This window comes from Novosphingobium sp. BL-S-33 (genome assembly GCF_056857025.1).
In genome coordinates this window covers 2,132,949-2,152,700 of record NZ_CM166474.1, presented here as the reverse complement: position 1 = coordinate 2,152,700, position 19,752 = coordinate 2,132,949, and the positions used below count along the sequence as shown (strand labels likewise).

16 protein-coding genes are annotated in these 19,752 nt (G+C 66.7%); 13 read left to right on the top strand and 3 right to left on the bottom strand.

The window, feature by feature from the left end; all coding sequences use genetic code 11:
• Positions 1-31: 31 nt before the first annotated feature.
• The 11 genes from AC1VVM_RS10085 (at position 32) to AC1VVM_RS10035 (ending at position 14,819) form a co-directional block, all read left to right on the top strand.
• On the top strand, positions 32-1,876 hold the full coding sequence (locus AC1VVM_RS10085; RefSeq protein ID WP_482903830.1) for an amidohydrolase: 1,845 nt from the start codon (positions 32-34) through the stop codon (positions 1,874-1,876).
• 164 nt (positions 1,877-2,040) lie between these two features.
• Positions 2,041-2,934, top strand: a complete 894-nt coding sequence (locus tag AC1VVM_RS10080) for a glyoxalase (RefSeq protein ID WP_482903829.1) — start codon at positions 2,041-2,043, stop codon at positions 2,932-2,934.
• Positions 2,935-2,937: 3 nt separating this feature from the next.
• Positions 2,938-3,366 carry a DoxX family protein gene (locus AC1VVM_RS10075; RefSeq protein ID WP_482954981.1) on the top strand — a complete coding sequence of 143 codons (429 nt, stop codon included), beginning with the start codon at positions 2,938-2,940 and terminating at the stop codon, positions 3,364-3,366.
• 177 nt (positions 3,367-3,543) lie between these two features.
• Positions 3,544-4,908, top strand: a complete 1,365-nt coding sequence (locus tag AC1VVM_RS10070; RefSeq protein WP_482903827.1) for an alginate export family protein — start codon at positions 3,544-3,546, stop codon at positions 4,906-4,908.
• A 12-nt stretch (positions 4,909-4,920) separates the two neighbouring features.
• Positions 4,921-5,613 (top strand): YoaK family protein, encoded by a 693-nt coding sequence (locus AC1VVM_RS10065; protein ID WP_482903826.1) that lies wholly within the window; start codon positions 4,921-4,923, stop codon positions 5,611-5,613.
• A gap of 141 nt (positions 5,614-5,754) precedes the next feature.
• Positions 5,755-6,162, top strand: coding sequence for a DoxX family protein (locus tag AC1VVM_RS10060; protein WP_482903825.1), 408 nt, complete (start codon positions 5,755-5,757; stop codon positions 6,160-6,162).
• Positions 6,163-6,289: 127 nt separating this feature from the next.
• Positions 6,290-6,817 (top strand): RNA polymerase sigma factor, encoded by a 528-nt coding sequence (locus AC1VVM_RS10055; RefSeq protein ID WP_482903824.1) that lies wholly within the window; start codon positions 6,290-6,292, stop codon positions 6,815-6,817.
• 38 nt (positions 6,818-6,855) lie between these two features.
• Positions 6,856-7,782 (top strand): FecR family protein, encoded by a 927-nt coding sequence (locus tag AC1VVM_RS10050; RefSeq protein WP_482903823.1) that lies wholly within the window; start codon positions 6,856-6,858, stop codon positions 7,780-7,782.
• Between the two features lie 4 nt (positions 7,783-7,786).
• Entirely contained in the window at positions 7,787-10,189 is a 2,403-nt protein-coding gene (locus tag AC1VVM_RS10045; RefSeq protein ID WP_482954980.1) for a TonB-dependent receptor, read from the top strand.
• Positions 10,190-10,491: 302 nt separating this feature from the next.
• Entirely contained in the window at positions 10,492-13,689 is a 3,198-nt protein-coding gene (locus AC1VVM_RS10040; protein WP_482954979.1) for an autotransporter outer membrane beta-barrel domain-containing protein, read from the top strand.
• A gap of 158 nt (positions 13,690-13,847) precedes the next feature.
• Entirely contained in the window at positions 13,848-14,819 is a 972-nt protein-coding gene (locus tag AC1VVM_RS10035; RefSeq protein ID WP_482903820.1) for a glutathione S-transferase family protein, read from the top strand.
• 179 nt (positions 14,820-14,998) lie between these two features.
• On the opposite strand, the gene AC1VVM_RS10030 is transcribed toward AC1VVM_RS10035, so the two are convergent.
• On the bottom strand, positions 14,999-15,463 hold the full coding sequence (locus tag AC1VVM_RS10030; protein ID WP_132384998.1) for an Lrp/AsnC family transcriptional regulator: 465 nt from the start codon (positions 15,461-15,463) through the stop codon (positions 14,999-15,001).
• 132 nt (positions 15,464-15,595) lie between these two features.
• Between AC1VVM_RS10030 and AC1VVM_RS10025 the strand changes: the two genes are divergently transcribed.
• Positions 15,596-16,342, top strand: coding sequence for a tryptophan 2,3-dioxygenase family protein (locus tag AC1VVM_RS10025; protein WP_482903819.1), 747 nt, complete (start codon positions 15,596-15,598; stop codon positions 16,340-16,342).
• Positions 16,339-17,463, top strand: coding sequence for an aminotransferase class V-fold PLP-dependent enzyme (locus tag AC1VVM_RS10020; RefSeq protein WP_482954978.1), 1,125 nt, complete (start codon positions 16,339-16,341; stop codon positions 17,461-17,463). The genes AC1VVM_RS10025 and AC1VVM_RS10020 overlap by 4 nt, the downstream gene beginning before the upstream one ends.
• A 2-nt stretch (positions 17,464-17,465) precedes the next feature.
• On the opposite strand, the gene AC1VVM_RS10015 is transcribed toward AC1VVM_RS10020, so the two are convergent.
• Together AC1VVM_RS10015 and AC1VVM_RS10010 are read right to left on the bottom strand one after the other, a co-directional pair.
• A complete protein-coding gene (locus AC1VVM_RS10015; RefSeq protein ID WP_482956339.1) occupies positions 17,466-18,476 on the bottom strand; it encodes an endonuclease/exonuclease/phosphatase family protein in 1,011 nt (336 codons plus the stop codon).
• A 270-nt stretch (positions 18,477-18,746) separates the two neighbouring features.
• Positions 18,747-19,550, bottom strand: a complete 804-nt coding sequence (locus tag AC1VVM_RS10010; protein ID WP_482903817.1) for a hypothetical protein — start codon at positions 19,548-19,550, stop codon at positions 18,747-18,749.
• Positions 19,551-19,752 lie beyond the last annotated feature (202 nt).

Here is a 19,752-nt window from a genome sequence, read left to right as displayed (position 1 = left end):
ATAGCTGAGAATTCCCGGAGATTCCCCCCCAATGACTGACACTATCATCGTCAACGCCAAGATCACCACGCTTGACCGCGAGAACCCGCAGGCCGAAGCCGTGGCGATCCGCGACGGCAAGTTCCTGACCGTCGGCAGCGAGCAGGAGGTGCGCGCCGCCGCGCCGGAAGCCACCGTGATCGACGCCAAGGGGCACCGCCTGATCCCCGGCCTGATCGACAGTCACATGCACATCATTCGCGGCGGGCTGAACTTCAACATGGAGCTGCGCTGGGACGGCGTGACCAGCCTGTCCGAGGCGATGGCCATGCTCAAGGCGCAAGTCGACAAGACCCCCGCCCCGCAATGGGTGCGCGTGGTCGGCGGCTTTACCGAGCACCAGTTCGCCGAAAAGCGCCTGCCGACCATCGCGGAACTGAACGCGGTCGCGCCCGATACGCCGGTGTTCATCCTGCATCTCTACGACCGCGCGCTGCTGAACGCCGCCGCGCTGCGCGTCGTCGGCTATACCAAGGACACGCCCAATCCGCCGGGCGGCGAGATCGTGCGCGATGCCTCGGGCAACCCCACCGGCCTGCTGCTCGCCCAGCCCAATGCGACGATCCTCTATTCGACGCTCGCCAAGGGCCCCAAGCTGCCGCCCGAATATCAGATCAACTCCACCCGCCACTTCATGCGCGAAGTGAACGCGCTAGGCGTGACCGGCGTGATCGACGCGGGCGGCGGTTTCCAGAACTATCCTGATGACTACGACATCATCGAGAAGCTCCATGCCGAAGACCAGCTGACCGTACGCATTAGTTACAACCTCTTCACCCAGAAGCCGAAAGAGGAACTGGCGGACTTCTCCGGCTGGGTGAAGCAAGTCACGCCGGGCCAGGGCGACGACACCTACCGCCACAACGGCGCGGGCGAGATGCTGGTCTATTCCGCCGCCGACTTCGAGGACTTCCGCGTTGAACGCCCCAACATGCCGCCCAGCATGGAAGGCGATCTGGAACCGGTCATCCGCCTGCTCGCCGAGCATCGCTGGCCCTGGCGCCTCCACGCCACCTATGACGAGACCATCGGCCGCGCGCTCGACGTTTATGAAAAGGTCAACGCGGATATCCCGCTTCAAGGCATCAACTGGTTCTTCGACCACGCCGAGACCATTTCGGACCGCAATATCGACCGCATCGCCGCGCTTGGCGGCGGCATCGCCGTGCAGCACCGCATGGCCTATCAGGGCGAATACTTCGTCGAGCGTTACGGCGCCAAGGCCGCCGAACGCACGCCGCCGATCGCCCGGATGCTGGCTGCCGGCATCCCCGTGGGCGGCGGCACCGACGCTACCCGCGTTGCCAGCTACAACCCGTGGGTCTCGCTCTCGTGGCTTGTCACCGGGCGCACCGTGGGCGGCCTCTCGCTCTATCGCGGCGACAACCGCGTCAGCCGCGAGAAGGCGCTGCGCTTGTGGACGCACGAGAACACCTGGTTCTCGAACGAAGTGGGCAAGAAGGGCCAGATCAAGGCAGGCCAACTGGCCGACCTCGCGCTGCTCTCCGATGACTACTTCAGCGTGCCCGACAATGAGATCGTCCACATCCGCTCGATCCTGACCCTGCTCGGCGGCAAGGTGGTGCACGGTGAGGGCGACTATCGCCCGCTCGCCCCGCAGCTGCCGCGCCCGATGCCGGACTGGTCGCCGGTCGCCACGTTCGGCGGCTATTACCAGACGCCCGAAGCCAAGCAGAAGCTGGCCTCTGCCTGCGGCTGCGCCAGTTCCTGCGGCGTCCACGGCCACGACCACGCCGCCGCGCTGGGCGCCAATGTTCCTGCCGCCGATGTCCAGACTTTCTGGGGCTCGCTCGGCTGCGGCTGCTGGGCCGTCTGATCCAGCACGGCCCCTTCGGGCGAGGAGGGGCCGTGCCGCAACTATTCCATAATTTCGAACATATTAGTCGACATTATTCGGATCGATAGATCCTCGGTCACCGCCTAGACAGGTCTTGCGACAACGACCGAGCGGCACAGCCCTCCCCCATCGGAGCCACTGACATGAAACGCTTCACCCTGATCATCGCGACTGCCATGCTGGTCGCGAGCCCCACCCTCACGCCTGCCTTCGCCGCTCCCACGGCCGACTACTCGGTCGGTGCCCAGTACGACACCACGCACGTCTACGTGCCGCAGGACCAGTTCGACACGTTCGTCTCCAGCTTCGTCGCCACCTTCGGCGGCACCACCAGCAAGCAGGGCGAATTCCAGGTGACGCCGACCAAGAGCCTCACCAAGTCGCAGCTCGTGCTGACGCCGGCGGGCACCGTCTCGGTCTTCGGTTTCAAGACGCCGATCCCCTATCCGTTCGGTGACGAGCGCACCGGCTATCTGGTCACCGATCTCGACGCCGCCGTAAAGTCGGCCCAGAGCCATGGCGCGGTGCGCCGTCTGGAAACCTTCCCCGATCCGATCGGCCGGGATTCCGTGATCCAATGGCCGGGCGGCGTGAACATGCAGCTCTACTGGCACACCGCCAAGCCCAGCTACACCCCGCTCCAAACGGTGCCGGAAAACCGCATCTACCTGACCGCCGATGCCGCCGACACCTTCATCAAGAGCTGGACCGGCTTCGCCCACGCCAAAGTCACGGCCGATGACAAGGCTGCCTCCGGCGCCGAGATCGGCGAGCCCGGCAAGACCATCCGCCGCGTCTCTATAGACAGCGGCTACGGCAAGATGGTGGTCTACGTCTCCGACGGTCAACTGCCCTGGCCCTATGGCCGCGACATGACCGGCTATGCGGTGAGCGACCTTTCAGCGACGCTCGCCAAGGCTTCGGCGGCAGGCGTGGAAACGCTGGTCGCGCCTTACGATACAGGCAAGCGCCAATCCGCCATCGTGCGCTTCCCCGGCGGCTATATCGCCGAGATCCACTCGAACGAGGCGATCTGAGCCATGTCCGGCACCGGTACTCCAAAATTCGTCGCATCGGTGCTGGACTTCGCGCCGACCGGGTTCCTCGCCCGCCTCCTGCTGGTGGGCGCCTACCTCGTCGGCGGGGTTACCAAGCTCACCGACTGGCCCGGCGCGGTGGCGGAACAGGCCCACTTCGGCCTGACCCCGCCCGCGCTCTGGGCGGCGCTGACCATCGCGGTCGAACTGGTCGGTCCGCTGCTGATCCTGAGCGGCCGCCTCGTCTGGCTGGGCGCGGGGATGCTGGGCGTGTTCACATTCTTTGCCGCGCTGGTCGCCAATGCTTTCTGGACCATGCCAATGGGGCCGGAGCGCTTCGCCGCCACCAATGCCTTCTTCGAGCACATGGGGCTGGTGGGCGGATTTGTTCTCGTGGCGATCCTTGCGCACCGGGCGAAGCGAAGTGCCTGAATCGCAGGCACTGCCTTCCCCGGCTGCCCCTTCCCCCACTCCTTCCATTCCCTCGTCCCTCCCCCAACCCCCGCTCGTCCTGAGCTTGTCGAAGGACCACAGCGCAGCGCCAGCGTCCTTCGACAAGCTCAGGACGAGCGGGGGAGGATTTAATCCGATTGATTCAGGAGCCGTTCGATGAAGCGCCTCGCGCCGATCCATGCGGCAGCCATCATAGCCTTCGCGCCCACCCTCGCCCACGCCGAACCCACCGAAGCCTGGCAGGCCCCCACCCTCTCGATCACCCGCTACGACGAGGACTGGTCCGACCTCGCCGACGCCGAAAAGCGCGGCCACCACTGGACCGGCCCGTTCAAGTACATCCCCATCGGCGACGACGCATGGCTCTCCACCGGCATCGAACTGCGGGTGCGCAATGAGAACCTTGAGAACAACCTCTGGGGCAGCGCAGAAGCCCCGAACGACAGCTACGTCTGGTTCCGCGCGCTGCCTTATGCCGACCTCCACGTCGGCAAACTGCGCGCCTTCGTTCAGCCCATCGCCTCGACCTCGATCGGCGTCGCCCCCTCGCCGAGCCCGGTGGACGGCTCCGGCCTCGACCTGCTGCAAGGCTTTGCCGAAGCCGACCTCGGCCCCGTCACCCTGCGCGGCGGACGGCAGATGCTGTCGCTCGGCACCGAGCGGCTGATCGGCACGCGCTATGGCCCCAACGTACCGCTCGCCTTCGACGGCCTGCGGGCAGACGTAAAACTGGGCGCGGCCAAAGTGAGCCTGCTGGCATTCAAGCCCGTGCAGGCGCGCAAGGGCGATTTCAACGACCGCACTTCGCCCGACAAATCGCTGTGGGGCGCTTACGCCACGCTGCCGGGGCTCGACCTCTACTACCTCGGCTACCGCAACGACGCCGCGCATTGGGGCACTCGCGAAGGTACGGAAACCCGCCACAGCCTCGGCGCACGCTGGCACGGCACGCGGGACGACTGGCACTGGAATGTCGAGGGCGTCTACCAGTTCGGCCGCTTCGCAGATGGCCCGATCTCGGCCTGGACGCTGGGCAGCGAACTTGGCCATGCCTTCCCGGACGCCCCGATGGCGCCGGACCTGACGATGCGCGTCAACGTGGTGAGCGGCGACCAGGACAGGACCGACAACCGCCTCGGCACGTTCAACGCGCTGTTCCCCAAGGGCAAGTATTTCGGCGAGCTTTCGCCGGTCGGGCCCTACAACATCGTCAACGCCTATTCCTCGCTCGGCCTGCAAGTGGCGCCGGATCTCTCCGCCAGCCTCGCCGCGATGGCCTATTGGCGTCATTCGCGGGAGGACGGGATCTACGACATCCCGGGCAACCTGATCCGCGATGCCGGAGATAGCCGCGCCCGCTTCATCGGCAAGGAAGTGGAAGCCACCGTCGCGTGGCAGGCCACTGCCGAACTCGAACTTTCCGCCTCGCTGTCGGCCTTTGCGCCGGGCGCCTTCATCCGCGATACCGGGCCTGCGAAAACGATCCGCATGCTCGGCCTCGAAAGCAACTTCCGGTTTTAGGAACCCTTCCCGATGGACAAGCCTTCCTCTCCCCTTCCCGGCCTGTTGCTCTTGCTGTCGTCCACCACCGGCCTTGTCGATGCGGTGAGCGTGCTGGGGCTCGGCAAAGTCTTCACCGCCAATATGACCGGCAATATCGTGTTTCTTGGCTTTGCCGCAGCGGGCACGCCGGGCTTCTCGGTCGCGCCCTATCTGGTGGCGCTGGGCGCTTTCATCGGCGGCGCACTGATCGCCGGGCGCACCGGCAAGCTGCTCTCGCCGCGCCCCTTGCGCCACTGGCTCACATGGGCGGCGCTGATCGAGGCGACGCTGCTGTGGATCGCGGCCTGGGTGGCGCTGGGATACGATCCGGCGACGCTTTCGCCCAAGCCCGCGCTCTATGCAGTAATCGCACTGACCGCGATCGCCATGGGCTTTCGCAATGCGACGATCCGCCAGCTCAAGGTGCCGGACCTCACGACCACGGTGCTGACGCTCACGATCACCGGCATCGCCGCCGATTCCCGCATGGCCGGCGGCACCGCGCCTAATCTCGTGCGACGGTTGGCCGCGATCTTCGCGATCTTCGCAGGAGCGGCGGTCGGCGCCGTCATGGTGATGCGCTTTGGCCTCTCGGCACCGCTGGCGCTTGCGGGCGTGGTCGTGTTCGTCGCAACTCTTGCCTGCGTGCGCCATCCGGCAGCAGCCCACCCGCACGTCGCCTGAATATCTTTTCTATTTTCCAGAACATATCAAACAAACTTATCGGGATTTTCCGAAAAACGATTTCCCCGCATAACCGGTCCATCGAAGGACGCTGGATGAGGAAAGACCGGCGCCCATAACTGCAAAGTAGGGAAATCCGCCATGAACACCGCAACCCAGACCTTCACTTCCGAAACCACCGAAGCTCCGCTGGTCCGCGCCCTGCCGCTCGTCGGCCGCGTGCTGATCGCTGCCATTTTCGTGCTCTCGGGCCTCTCCAAGCTGGCCGCTCCGGCCGCAACGACTGCCTATATCGCATCGGTCAGCCTGCCTTTCCCGACACTGGCACTGGCCGGCGCGGTACTGGTCGAAGTGGTCGGCGGACTGCTGCTGATCTCCGGCTATCGCCTGCGCACGATCGCAGCGGTGCTTGCGGTCTTCAGCCTCGTCACCGCCGCCTTCTTCCACAACAACTTCGCCGACCAGAACCAGTTCATCCACTTCTTCAAGAACGTGGCGATGGCCGGCGGCCTGTTGCAGATCGTCGCCTTCGGTAAGGGCCGCATCTGAGCCTTACCATTCCCGGCAAACCGAAGGGGCGGATCCGACAGGGTCCGCCCCTTTCGCATGTGCCTTCCCCTCGGCAGCGGGAACGTCTATCCGGGGCGCGCGACTACAAGAACTGACAGCCCTGCGCGTGACTTTGCCCTCTCCCGGAGCCGGCCTCGAAGCGGCATTCCTCGCGCATCGCGATGCGTTGCTGCGCTTTCTGCGCGCGCGCGGCGCGGGCGATGCGGCGGAAGACCTGCTGCACGAAGTCTGGCTGCGGATCGCCGCCAGCCGCCCCGGCCCCATCGCCAATCCGCTGGGCTATCTCATGCGCATGGCGGACATGCTGATGATCGACCGCTACCGCTCGCAGCGACAGGCCGACAAGCGCGACCGCGACTGGACCGAGGTCCATGCCGATACCGCCACCGGCATTGCCGCCGATCCCTCGCCCGAGCGCCGCGTCGCCGCCGCGCAGGAGGCGGCCGAAGTCATCGCGCTGCTCGACGGGCTTGGCCCGCGCGTGGCCGCGGCCTTTCGCCGCCACCGCATAGACGGCATGGCGCAGCGCGATGTCGCGGCGGAACTGGGCGTCAGCCTCAGCACGGTGGAAAGCGACTTGCGACTTGCCTATCGCGCGCTCGGCGAATGGAAGGAACGACGCGATGAGGCTTGAGCCGAACGTCTCCGTCAATGCCGCAGGAGGACTGCGCGATGGCGAATGACGACATGATCCGCGACGCCGCCGCACGCTGGGCGGTGCTGACCGGAGAGCCCGGCTTCGACGATTGGGAAGGCTTCATGCAATGGCTGGAAGCCGATCCCGCGCACGGGCGCGCTTACGACGCGGTGAACCTTGCCGTGGCCGAGGCGGCCGAACTTGCCGTCGCCGCCCCCGCGAACGACGCCTGGATCCATGCCGAGCCCCCCGCCGCCCGGCCCACTCGCCGGATCTGGCTGGGCAGCGCGATTGCCGCCTCGCTGGCCTTGGTAGGCGGCGTCTGGTTCTGGCAGACCCATTCGCGCGAGATCTATTCGCTGGAAACCGCGCCGGGGCAGATGCGCACGGTCGAACTCGAGAGCGGCACCCGCATAGACCTTGCCGGCGGCACGGTGGTCCGGCTGGACCGCAAGGACCCGCGCTTTGCGGTGCTCGACAAGGGGCAGGCGCTGTTCACCGTGCGCCATGATGCGGCGCGCCCGTTCCATGTCGAGGCGGGCGAGGCCACGCTGGTGGACCTCGGCACCGTGTTCGAGGTGTCGCGCGACGACGCCCGGCTCAGCGTCGGCGTGGCCGAAGGCGCGGTAGGCTACAACCCCAAGGCCGAGAACTTGCGCCTCGCACCCGGAGACCGGCTCATCGCCGACGCAGGCAGCGTAAAGGTCGGCCATGTCCCCCCGCGCGAAGTGGGTGAGTGGCGCGAGGGCCGCCTGACTTTCGACGCCGCCCCGCTTTCCGAAGTCGCCGCAAGGCTGAGCCGCGCGACCGGCATTGCCTTCGCCGCGCAGCCGGGTTCCGATGCCCCCGTCTCGGGCTCGATCCTTGTCACGCCGATCCATGACGATCCGCAGATGATCGGCGCCCTTCTGGGGCTACAGGTCCGCCACGAGGGCCAGGTCTGGACGATCGGCAAGCCCTGAAACCATGCGCCGCGCGTTCCTGCTCTGCCTGACGGCGCTTGCCGTGCCGCTGCCCGTCGCTGCGCAAGCGCCGGGGCAACCGGCAATTGTGGCGACGCGCGAAGGGACCGCGAGCGACGCGGCCATCGAACTCGCGCGGCAGACCGGCACCAGCATCGTCATCGCCGATCCCCGGCTCGCCAGCCGCCGCATCCCGGCCCTGCGCGGACGGATGGAAGCGCATGAGGCCGTTGCCCGCCTCGCCCGTGCGGCCGGCGCCCGCGCGGTATCTGCGGGCCGAGGCGCATGGCGGCTCGATCTCGCGCCCGAACCGCGCCGCGTCATTGCCGAAACGCCGCCCGCCAAACCGGCACCGGTCCATCGCCCGGAGCCCGAGTCCGCACCGCAGCCCATCGTCGTCACCGCCACCAAGCGCGACTTGCGGCTCGATCAGGTCCCCTCGCAAGTCACCATCCTTGGCGGCGAGAGCCTGACGGCAGGCGGCGTCGGCGGCAGCGAGAAGATCGTGCGCCGCCTTGCCACGGTCGCCTCCACCCAGCTTGGCAGCGGGCGCAACAAGCTGTTCATTCGCGGCATCGCCGATTCCAGCTTCACCGGGCCGACACAGGCGACCGTGGGGCAATACATCGGCGACATGCGCCTCACCTACAACGCGCCCGATCCGGACCTTCGGCTTTCGGACCTTGCCCGCGTCGAAGTGCTGGAGGGACCGCAGGGCACGCTTTACGGCGCCGGATCGCTGGGCGGGATCATCCGCCTCGTACCCAATCCTCCCGTGTTCGACACGACCGGCGGCTCGATCATCCTGGGCGGCGCGCTCACGCAGCACGGCGCGCCTTCCACCGATCTCAGCGCCACCGTGAACCTGCCCGTGGTCACCGATACCGCCGCCTTCCGCGCCACGTTCGATACGGCCAGCTACGGCGGCTATATCGACAAGCCGCTGATGGGGCGCAAGAACGTCAACCGCACCGATGTCCTCGGCGGCCGCGCCGCGCTGCGCGTAAGGGTGGCACCGGACTGGACCGTTGACGTCATGGGCCTTGCCCAGTCGATCGACGCGGCGGACAGCCAATATGCCGATCGCGGCGGCGCGCCGCTGGAGAATTCCGCCCGCGTGCGCGAAGGATCGGATGCCGACTATGCGCTGGGCCAACTGGTCGTCGCCGGGCGGATCGGCGGGCTGGAACTGCGCTCGACCACCGGGGCCGTGCGCCAGAACCTCCACGAACGCTATGACGCAGGCACGCCCGACGGCCCGCCGCGCCTGTTCGAGCAGGACAACGCCACGCGCATGATCGCGCACGAGACGCGGCTGTGGCAGCCCGAGCGCCATGGCTTCGGCTGGCTGGTCGGCGCCAGCTACACCCGCAACCGCACCACTCTGACGCGCGAATTCGAGGAACAGACCTTCCGCAGCAGCGCGACCGGGGTGCGCAATACCGTGGACGAATTCACGCTCTACGGCGAGGCGAGCCTGCATCTGACGGGTCCCTTCACGGCCACGGCCGGGGGCCGCTTCACCCACGCCCGGCTGGGCGGCGACGGAGAGGATCTTTCACCGCTGGTGGCGCTGGCCATGGCCGCCCGGAACACGACCGCCCAGCGCACCTTCACCGCGTTCCTGCCTGCGCTGGCGCTCCACGCCGCGTTCTCCGGCGAGGACCAGTTCTACATGCGCTATCAGGAAGGCTTCCGCCCCGGCGGCTTCGCCATCGAGAGCGACTATGTGCGCCGCTTCCGCAACGACCGTACCGGCACCGTGGAAATGGGCGCCCGCCACGGCCGCGCGGGGGTGAGCCCGTTCGACCTAGCAGTCAGCCTGTCCTACACCCGCTGGCGCGACATCCAGGCCGACTTCACCGACAGCGCGGGTCTGCCCAGCACCGCCAATATCGGCGATGGGCGCGTCTGGTCGGCCAGCGTCTCGGCGGGGGTGAAACTGGTGCAGGGACTGCGCTTAGAGGCGGGCGCGGCGTTCAACCGCAGCCGGATCGACAAGCCCGAGCCGGGTGCGGAGATGAAGTACTTCTACGCGGCGGCGACGGTGCAGGCATTGCAGATGCAGGTGCCCAATATCGCCCGCTTCGCCGGTCGCGCTGCGCTGGCGTGGAACCACGATCTGGACGGCGACCTTGCGATTTCGGGCAATGCCTGGGCCAGCTACCTCGGCAAGTCGCGGCTCGGGATCGGGCCGGATCTCGGCATGTTGCAGGGCGATTATTTCGACAGCGGGTTCGACCTTCGGCTCGGCACGCCGGGATACGGGGTGACATTGAGCGTGACCAACCTTGCCGACGAGCGCGGCAACCGCTTCGCACTGGGTACCCCGCTCGCCACCGGGCGCGAGCAAGTGACGCCGCTGCGCCCGCGCACGGTGCGGCTGGGCTTCGACGCGAAGTTTTGAATTCGTGCGAATAGCCGCATAGCGAGGCGGCATTCGCCAAACCGGCCGTGCCCGAAGCGGCCTTGGCCAAATCGCCATTCGCTAAACCACCATCAACCAAACAACACTCCGTCGCCCCCGCGAAGGCGGGGGCCCCGCTTCCTTTTCGCCTAGCCGCAAGAACAAGCGGGGTCCCCGCCTTCGCGGGGACGACGGGGTCTGGGAGGCCAAGTTGGAGCGAAACACGTCCGCCCGAAATTATTTTCAAGGCCCCGCCGCAGGGCCTCCGTCTTCCCCTTCGAGATCGATCTGAAGGGACGAAGATGCCTCGCTACCTATTTGCCTCCACTGCGCTGCTTGCCGTGGCGACGGCCGCGCATGCGGAAGACGTGTCGACCAAGAAGACCACGCCCCTCCTCACCTCCACCATCAAGAACGGCGGCGCCGACGCCATCAATGTGACCAAGGACGGCTCGGTCGTGCTCTCGTCGGGCACGGCGATCACGATGGACAGCAACAACGGCGTCGCCAATGCCGGTGCGCTTGCAGTCGGCAATGCCGACGGCGCCATCGGCATCCGCGCGCTCGCCGGCACCAGCGGCGATATCGTCAACACCGGCACGATCACCGTGGACGAGCCCTATACCGCGACCGACACCGACAAGGACGGCGACCTCGACGGGCCTTTCGCGCTCGGCTCGAACCGCACCGGCATCCGCGTTGACGGCGATCACACCGGCAAACTCACCCAGAGCGGCACGATCACGGTCGAAGGCAATCATTCGGCGGGCATCTCGCTGGGCGGCACCCTCAACGGTGCGTTCACGCATGACGGCACGACAAACGTCCTTGGCGACAATTCGGTCGGCATCGAAACCGGCGCGATCAACGGCAATGTACGGCTTGCAGGCTCAGTCACCGCGCAGGGCGCGAACTCGGTCGGAGCGCACTTCGGCGGCGATGTGACCGGGGCCATGGTCGTGCAGGGCAACATCGCCTCGACCGGCTATCGCTACACCACCGCCCCCGCCGATCCCTCCAAGCTTGATGCCGACGACCTGCTGCAAGGCGGTTCGGCGCTGGTGATCGGCGGCAATGTCACCGGCGGCATCGTGCTCGCCGTACCGCCAAAGGACAGCGATCCCAACAAGGCCGACGAAGACGGCGACGGCATTGACGACGCCAAGGAAGGCTCGGCCAAGGTCGTCACCTACGGCAAGGCACCCGCCATGGTGATCGGCGCGGCGGATCGCGACATCGCCATCGGCGCGGTGGCCGGCACAGCCAGCGGCTTCGGCCTCCAGATCGAGGGCGGGATCGAAGGCAACGGCGTCTACACCGGGATCGACGGCAATGGCCTCGCCATCGGCGGCCTTGGCGGCAAGGTCACCGTGGCCAACGGCATCGGCGTGACCGGTTCGGTCACCGCCACCTCGAAGGACGCCGCCGCCACCGCGATCCGCCTCGGCGCGGGCGCCAGCACGCCGCAGATCCTGAATGGCGGCACCATCTCGGCCACCAGCGGCAACACCGCCGCCTCGATCGCCACCGCGGTAAAGGTCGAGGCCGGTGCCAGCCTGCCCGCCCTGCGCAACTCGGGCACGATCAAGGCGGTCGTGGGCGAGACCGGCACCGCCGTAGCCATCGGCGACGCCAGCGGTACCCTCAACCTGATCGAGAACAGCGGCACGATCTCCGCTACCGGCGCCAAGGCCGACAGCGGCCGCAATGTCGCCATCGATCTTTCGGCGAACACCAGCGGCGTCACCATCCGCCAGACGCAAGTCGCATCGGGCTTCGCCGCCCCCGCCATCACCGGCGACGTGCGCCTCGGCAGCGGCAACGACACCTTCTCCATCGCCGACGGCACTATGTCCGGCAATGTCACGTTAGGTGGCGGCAATGACACGCTAGCGCTCTCGGGCGACGCGGTGCAGACAGGCAACGTCACGTTCGGTTCGGGCAGCGACACGATGACCCTTGCGGGCACGTCCCGCTACACCGGAACTACGGATTTCGGCGGCGGCGCGGACACCCTGACGCTGGCCGATACCGCCGTGTTCTCCGGCGCGCTCGCCAATGCCGGCGCGCTGACGGTCAAGGTTTCGGGCGGCACGCTGGACGTCAACAAGCCGGCCTCGATCGGCTCGCTCGATGTCGGCGCGGGCGGCGTTCTGGCGGTAACGCTGGACAAGGCGGCGGGCCTTGGCTCCGCCTACACCGTGGCCGGAACCGCCGCTTTCGCGGACGGTGCCAAGCTCTCGATCCGCCTTGCCGATGTCTCGACCGCCGAGGGCAGCTATCAGGTCCTGACCGCCGGCACGCTGACCGGCCGCGACAAGCTCAAGGCCGCGACGGACCTTGTCCCCTTCATGTTCAAGGCCTCGCTGGACGAGGACGCACCCGCGAACGTGATCGTCGTCGACGTGGCCCGCCGCACGGTGGCGGAACTCGGCCTCAACCGCTCGCAGGCCACGGCCTATGACGCAGTCTTCGCCGCACTCGGCAAGGACGACGCTATCGAAAAGGTATTCCTTGGCGTGACCGACGGCGACACCTTCCGCGAGAAAGTCGCCCAGATGCTGCCCGATCACGCGGGCGGCGCGTTCGAGGGCATCAGCCTTGGCACCCGCACGCTCACGCGCCAGCTTCAAGACCCTCAGGGCCCGGTATTCGGCGATTCCCGTTTCACCACGCGCCTGAACCTCTCGTTCTGGGGCAGCGACAAGAACGCGGGCGCCACCGCCGCCTACAACCTTCAGGGCTACGCCATGTCGCTGGGCGGCGAATACGCGACCGATGTGGGCTATTTCGGCGGCACGTTCTCCTACCTTTGGAACCGCTACACGCGCGGTCCGGCGAGCGAGATCAAGTCGAACTCGTGGGAATTCGCAGGCCACTGGCGCGGCCAGAGCGGCCCGCTGGCGGGCTATGCTCGCGCCTCGGTCGGCCTTGGCAGCTATGACAGCGCGCGCAAGTTCAGCGGCACGACCGGCAGCGAAACCGTCAACCGCACGATCGACGGCAACTGGAACGGCAACTTCGTTACCTTCGCGGGCGGCGCTTCGTGGGAGGGCGGCGGCAAGTACCTCTACTTCCGCCCGAATGTCTCGGTCGATTACGTCCGCCTCAAGGAAGACGGCTATACCGAGACCGGCGGCGGCAAGGCGCTGGACCTCACCGTGGCCTCGCGCACCAGCGACGAACTGGGCGTCAACGGCGCGATGACCGTGGGCGTGGACTTCATGACCGCGGCGGGCCGCGACGATAACTGGTTCCGCATGGAAACCGAGGGCGGCTGGCGCGAGATCGTCAGCGGCGGCCTTGGCGCAACCACCGCGCATTTCGACGGCGGGCAGGACTTCCGCCTCGAAGGCGACGACGCGACGAGCGGCTGGTTCGCGCGCCTGCGTGCCATCGGCGGCACCGTGGGCCTGACGATGCTGGGCGAACTCTCGGCCGAGGATCGCCACGGCCATACCAATCTTGCCCTGCGCGGCTCGGTGGCGATCGGCTTCTAAGCCGGTCCCCATCGTGCCGCCGCGGCGCGCCGACGTCATCCCCACCCCTGCGTCGGCGCGCCGCACCCTTTTCGCTTTTTTCTCCTGATCGGGCCGGTTTACAGCCCGTCGCCAATGGCCGATGCTGCCCCTCCCCCCGATTGGAACGAGGCAAGGCGATGGGCAAGCTGGTCGACGGCGTTTGGCAGGATGTCTGGTACGATACGAAATCGACCGGCGGCCGCTATGTACGCAAGGACTCCTCTTTCCGCGACTGGGTGACCGCCGATGGCGCGCCCACGCAGGAAGGCGGACGCGGCTTCAAAGCCGAGGCCGGACGCTATCACCTCTACGTCAGCCTTGCCTGTCCATGGGCCCACCGCACGTTGATCATGCGCGCGCTCAAAGGGCTGGAGGCGATGATCGACGTCTCGGTGGTCAACTGGCTGATGCTGGAGCGCGGCTGGACGTTCGATCCGGCGCCGGGCGTCGTGCCGGACAGCGTCAATCACGCGCGCAATCTCTATGAGGTCTACGTCAAGGCGGACCCCGCCTACACCGGCCGGGTGACCGTGCCGATCCTGTGGGACAAGCAGACGGGGACGATCGTCAACAACGAATCCTCCGAGATCATCCGCATGCTCAACTCGGCGTTCGACGGCCTCGGCGCCAAGGCGGGCGATTACTATCCGCAAGCCCTGCGCGCGGAGATCGATGCGGTGAATGCGCGCGTCTACGACACCGTCAACAACGGCGTCTACAAGGCCGGTTTTGCCACATCGCAGGAACCCTACGAGGATGCGGTGGGCCCGCTTTTCGACAGTCTGGACTGGCTGGAAGAGCGCCTATCACGCAGCCGCTTCCTTGTCGGCGAGGCCATGACCGAGGCGGACATCCGCCTGTTCACCACGCTCATCCGCTTCGATGCGGTCTATGTCGGCCACTTCAAATGCAACCTGCGCCGGATCGCCGACTATCCGAACCTGCAAGGGTTCCTGCGCGATATGTACCAGACCCCGGGCGTGGCGGGCACGGTGAACTTCCAGCACATCAAGGGGCATTACTACCAGAGCCACCGCACCATCAATCCGACCGGGATCGTGCCGGTGGGGCCGATTCTGGACCTCGATACACCGCATGGGCGGGGGTGAGCGGGCCCCTCTACTTTGGCACTTCGGAGGGAACTCGAATCGCCCACCCTCTCGTCATTGCGAGCCTAGCGAAGCAATCCAGGGGCGTGCCAAGCCGCTCTGGATTGCTTCGCTGCGCTCGCAATGACGAGGGTTATTCGGGTTTTCCGCCGAGCGGTGCGGGTATGGCGTGCCCCGTATCACCCCTTCGCCGCATCCGTCAGGTAAGCGCGCGGCTTCACGTCGCGCATGGCAAGAGTGGTAGTGAAATGACGCACACCCGGCAACCTGCGCAGGCGGTTGCGCAGCAGGTCGTCCAGTTCGGGAACACCCGCCGTGGCGACTTGCAGGAGGTAGTCGAAATCCCCCACCGTCGCATGACACGCGAGCACCGCAGGTTCGTCCTGCACCGCGCTTTCGAAGGCCTCATGCCGGTCGAACTCGATCGAGACCTGCACGAAGGCACTCGTCGAAAGCCCGATACCCGCCGGATCGATCACCGCGCGGTAGCCGGCGATCACGCCTGCTTTCTCCATCGCCTGCACCCGTTTCCAGCTCGGCGTCTTGGAGACCCCCGCCACTTCGCCAAGGCTGGCGAAGGAAAGCCGCGCGTCGTGCTCCAGAGCGCGGAGCAGGCGCATATCGACGGGATCGAGGTCGGGCATGGAACGATTGTTCTCCAGAATTATCAAATCTCCTTATTCCGTTCCCCGAACGCCCGCAATCGCCGTCCAATCAAGACCAATGTTTCGCCCGTAGACTGCTATCGTCCTCGTTCTTGCATAAGGGGAGAGGTCATGGATCGCGCCAAGGTTTACGAACAGCTCGGGGCGCCCGCCGCGCTCGATTATGAGGTCTATCTGAAGACCGACAGCCTGCTCGCCTGCCAGAAACCGTGGGACGCGCTGTGCAATGCCGACGAGTTGCAGTTCCAGATCGTCCATCAGGTCGAGGAACTCTGGATGAAGCTGATCGCCTCGACCGTGCTCGATATCGACGAGTGCATCGCCGCGAAGCAGGCCCTGCGCGCCAATACGCTGCTCGGTCGCTGCCATCGGCTGATGCGGCTGATGACGGCCCAGCTCGACCTGCTGGAAACGATGTCCCCGCGCGAATATCAGGAAATCCGGCTTCAGCTCGGCAATGGCAGTGGGCAGGAATCGCCCGGTTTCCGCGTGCTGCTGCGCATCGTTCCCGAACTGTGGCACACGTTCGACAAGGCCTACGTTTCCGGCGCCGGCCGCACCGTGCGCGAGATCTACGATCAGGGCTTCGCGCATGACGAGGCCTATGTGCTCGCCGAAGCGCTGATCGAGCTGGACGAGCTGTTCGGCAAGTTCCGCTGGCACCACATCTTCCTGATCCACCGTTCCATCGGCATGGGCTCCGCCTCACTCAAGGGCCGCTCGGTCGATCTCTTGCAGGCAGGCGCGAAGCACCGCTTCTTCCCCGCGCTCTGGGACGTGCGCGTGGAAATGACCGACGACTGGGGCCACGATTACGGCCGCGTGCGAGACAGCATCGGGAAAGCCGACGCGGCATGACCGAAACGTGCGACCTGTTCCATCTGCCCGAGGGCGGGCCTTATCTGCTCGCCCATTCGGTCGGCTGTCTGCCACGCTCGGCGGGTCCGGCGCTGGAAGCTGGCATGCTCGCCCCGTGGCGCACGGCTGGCGGCGATGCCTGGGCGAACTGGCTGGACACCATCGAGGGCTTCCGTTCTGCCGTGGCCGCATTGCTGGGCGTCGATGCCGCAACGATAGCTCCGCAGACGAGCGTTTCGGCGGCGCTGTTCACGCTGCTTTCGGGTCTGCGCCCGGAGCCCGGCAAAGGCATGGTGCTATTGAGCGAACAGGCCTTCCCAACGGTCGGCTTCGTGCTCGCGCCGCTGGCCGGCCTCGGGCTGACGCCGCGCTTTATCCCCGCGCATGAGGATCCCTCCGATCCCGCGACGTGGGAACGCCATTGCGACGGCTCAGTCGCCGCGATCATCGCCATGCATGTCCATTCGAACAGCGGGCTAGTCTCTCCGATTACCGAGATCGCCGCGCTGGCCCGCAAGCACGGCGCGCTCTCCATCGTCGATGTCGCGCAGTCCGCCGGAATCCTGCCCATTGCCGCGCGCGAATGGGGGGTCGATGCGATGATCGGTTCCTGCGTGAAGTGGCTCTGTGGCGGCCCCGGCGCGGCCTATCTTCATGTGCAGGCAGAGCGGATTCCTGCGCTTGAACCGCTCGACGTTGGCTGGTTCGCGCACGAGACCCCCTTCGCCTTCAATATCCGCGACTTCCGCTACGCATCCGACGCGCGGCGCTTTCAGGGCGGCACGCCCTCGGTCGCTCCCTTCGCGGTGGCCGCCGAGGGCATCCGCACCGTGCTGGCAATCGGACAGCACGCACTGCTGGCGAACAACCGCGCCTGCATCGCCGCCTTCGAGGAGGAAGCCGGGCAATCGCTCGACTGGAGCGAGCGAGGCGGAACGCTGTGCCTCACCTGCAACGATCCGACCGTTGCAACGCAGGCGCTCCGCGCAGCCGGCTTCGCGCACGATTTCCGCGGGGCGATCCTGCGCGCCTCGTTCCACGGCTGGAACCGGCCGGAGGAAGCCCGGGCATTTGCGCGCACCCTGTGTGAGGCGGGAGTTGCCTTGACCCCCGCCCGCTGATCTCAGGCGCGCTGGCTGCCGCGCCGGATCGCGTAGTGCACCGTGTAGCCCATGTGGTCGGAGAGCATCGAACCATCGGGCTCGGTGCCGAACGGGATCTCGATCCCCACCGGCATCAGCCGCGCGGGGCTGCCGTCGAACGTGAACTGCATGTCGCGGGCCTTGTGGCGGATCCACTGCGCATCGGTGAGCCGCGCCATCCCGCTGGGATCGGCGTCAAACCGACGGCTCAGGGCATCCTCGCGCTCGGCGCCCGGCACTTTGTCGAGCGCGCCGTGAAGCATCGCGATCCGGTCCGGCCGCTGGCCCTGATTGAAGTCTCCGGCCAGAATCGTCGGCACGCCATCGGCGCGTGAGCGGGCCAGTACATTGCTCAGGAAGGCCGCCTGCTGCGCATAGGCCGCGTCGCTGCGCTGCGAACTCGTGCCCGAAGCCTTGCGGCAATTGAGGTGCGTGGTCGCCACCCGCACCGTGCCGCCGCCGGGCAATGCAAGCTCGGCCACCAACACGCCCTTGGCGGCAAGGCAGTCATAGCCCGCGCAGGCCACTGCCGGGAATGCCGCACGCTCGGCGCGGCGGATCGGCAGGTCGGACATCAGCACCAGACCGCTATCGACATGGGCCTCGCCGGTTTCGCCCAAGGTCCATGCCCGCGTCGCCGCCTGATCCTCATTCGGCGCCGGGCGGCCTTGCGGGCCCGTGGCCACGAACGCATATCCGGCCTCGCGCGCAATCGCCTTGGCTTCGGGAATGAAGGCTTCCTGCAAGACCACGACCTGCGGCTGGCGGCCCATCCGACGCAATTGCGCCAAACGCTGGCCGATTGCCGCCAGCGCCTCCGGACGCCCGCTCGCCAGCGGCCAGGGCAGGCCCTTGACGTTATAAGTCATGACCGAAAGATCGCCGCGCATCCCGGTCGGAAGCGGGTTTACCGTGGTCGGCAGTGCGACGGCCGGCTGGCTGAGGAACGCGTCCAACACCAGCCCCGCCACAATCGCCATCGCGAAGAGCATTGCTGCCACATACGCCCTGCTCGTCCGTGCTCTACGGTTCTTCGTTGCCTCAAGAGTAGTCTGCGCCCCCGCAGATTCCCCCGGACCGGTATATTCCAACATCGTCGCTCCCCACATTCGGGTTTCCGCCCGCGTGCGCGCTAGACCACCGGCTTGACGACGTGATGATGAAACGGCGTCAGTTCGGTTACGCCCTCGCACTCGCGAGCCGCAAACCCATGACGTCGCCGCTGCCGCTTATCCGGAGTGATCCGGAGAGCGGCGCGGAATTTATCGGGTGAGTACCGGAGGCACCCGGCTGGCGACCATTTCGGTGCTCTTGCGCTCGATCGACCAGAGCACACGGTTTTCGCCCTGCTCCCAGCCGATAGCCTGTCCATCGGTGGGCAGTGCGATCGTCGTCACGTGCTCCAGCACGCCGCTTCTGGTGGGAACCCGCAGGACGTACATCTCCGGTCGGTCGTGGCCGGTCACATAGAGCAGCCCATCGTCGCCCCAGGCCCCGCCCGAGGCGCTGCGCGGAGAGAACCGCTCCAGCACGCTGTCGGGGAACGTCCAGACCCCGGTCTCACGCAGCTTGTCGTCAAGGCGGACCAGCGTGGTGTAACGATGATCGCGGCCCGGCTCGCCGCCATTGCCGTCGTAATTGGCATAGCAGGCGTACCATGCGCCGCCATGACGGCTCACCCATGTCAGCGAACCGTGCCCGTGGCCAAGCGACTCCGTGCGGCGCAGTTCCAGCGTTGTCGCATCGAACCAGAGCACTTCGCTGCTCATCGGCACATGCGGATAGTTCGACGCTGCGCAGACCAGATCGCGGCCATTGAGTTCGCAGGAATTGATATGCGGAAACCGGGCCGGATCGCCCTCCCAGTGGGCCACGCGCTTGCCCGTGTTCGCGTCGTATCGACCGATCGCGTGATTATCGATCGCATAGACCGAACCGTGCCCGGCCGTCGCGCCCTGCCGCGCTTCCTCGGCGGGTATACGGCGCAGCTCCGTGGCGGCGAGCGGCGGTTTAGGAACTTGGGGAGCCGAAGTCAGCGCGGCAGCGAGAAGAAGAAACATGCTCATCAGAATTTCGCCTGCATGCCAGCATAGACCGTTCGGCCATAGCGGTCGTTGGGAATAGTCCAGTCGCGCATGGCACCGGGGTAAAGGCGGACAGGTTCGTCGGTCAAGTTGCGTCCCGGCAGGAACAGGCCGCCCGCCACCTTCCGATAATTCAGTCAGATGACGGATCGATCACCGTTTGATGATGGTTCAACGACAGTCC

Bases quoted from the DNA above. Each gene is read 5' to 3' on its own strand.
- AC1VVM_RS10085 (WP_482903830.1), top strand. From the start codon at position 32: ATGACTGACACTATCATCGTCAACGCCAAGATCACCACGCTTGACCGC.
- AC1VVM_RS10080 (WP_482903829.1), top strand. From the start codon at position 2,041: ATGAAACGCTTCACCCTGATCATCGCGACTGCCATGCTGGTCGCGAGC.
- AC1VVM_RS10075 (WP_482954981.1), top strand. From the start codon at position 2,938: ATGTCCGGCACCGGTACTCCAAAATTCGTCGCATCGGTGCTGGACTTC.
- AC1VVM_RS10070 (WP_482903827.1), top strand. From the start codon at position 3,544: ATGAAGCGCCTCGCGCCGATCCATGCGGCAGCCATCATAGCCTTCGCG.
- AC1VVM_RS10065 (WP_482903826.1), top strand. From the start codon at position 4,921: ATGGACAAGCCTTCCTCTCCCCTTCCCGGCCTGTTGCTCTTGCTGTCG.
- AC1VVM_RS10060 (WP_482903825.1), top strand. From the start codon at position 5,755: ATGAACACCGCAACCCAGACCTTCACTTCCGAAACCACCGAAGCTCCG.
- AC1VVM_RS10050 (WP_482903823.1), top strand. From the start codon at position 6,856: ATGGCGAATGACGACATGATCCGCGACGCCGCCGCACGCTGGGCGGTG.
- AC1VVM_RS10045 (WP_482954980.1), top strand. From the start codon at position 7,787: ATGCGCCGCGCGTTCCTGCTCTGCCTGACGGCGCTTGCCGTGCCGCTG.
- AC1VVM_RS10040 (WP_482954979.1), top strand. From the start codon at position 10,492: ATGCCTCGCTACCTATTTGCCTCCACTGCGCTGCTTGCCGTGGCGACG.
- AC1VVM_RS10035 (WP_482903820.1), top strand. From the start codon at position 13,848: ATGGGCAAGCTGGTCGACGGCGTTTGGCAGGATGTCTGGTACGATACG.
- AC1VVM_RS10030 (WP_132384998.1), bottom strand. From the start codon at position 15,463: ATGCCCGACCTCGATCCCGTCGATATGCGCCTGCTCCGCGCTCTGGAG.
- AC1VVM_RS10025 (WP_482903819.1), top strand. From the start codon at position 15,596: ATGGATCGCGCCAAGGTTTACGAACAGCTCGGGGCGCCCGCCGCGCTC.
- AC1VVM_RS10020 (WP_482954978.1), top strand. From the start codon at position 16,339: ATGACCGAAACGTGCGACCTGTTCCATCTGCCCGAGGGCGGGCCTTAT.
- AC1VVM_RS10015 (WP_482956339.1), bottom strand. From the start codon at position 18,476: ATGCTCTTCGCGATGGCGATTGTGGCGGGGCTGGTGTTGGACGCGTTC.
- AC1VVM_RS10010 (WP_482903817.1), bottom strand. From the start codon at position 19,550: ATGAGCATGTTTCTTCTTCTCGCTGCCGCGCTGACTTCGGCTCCCCAA.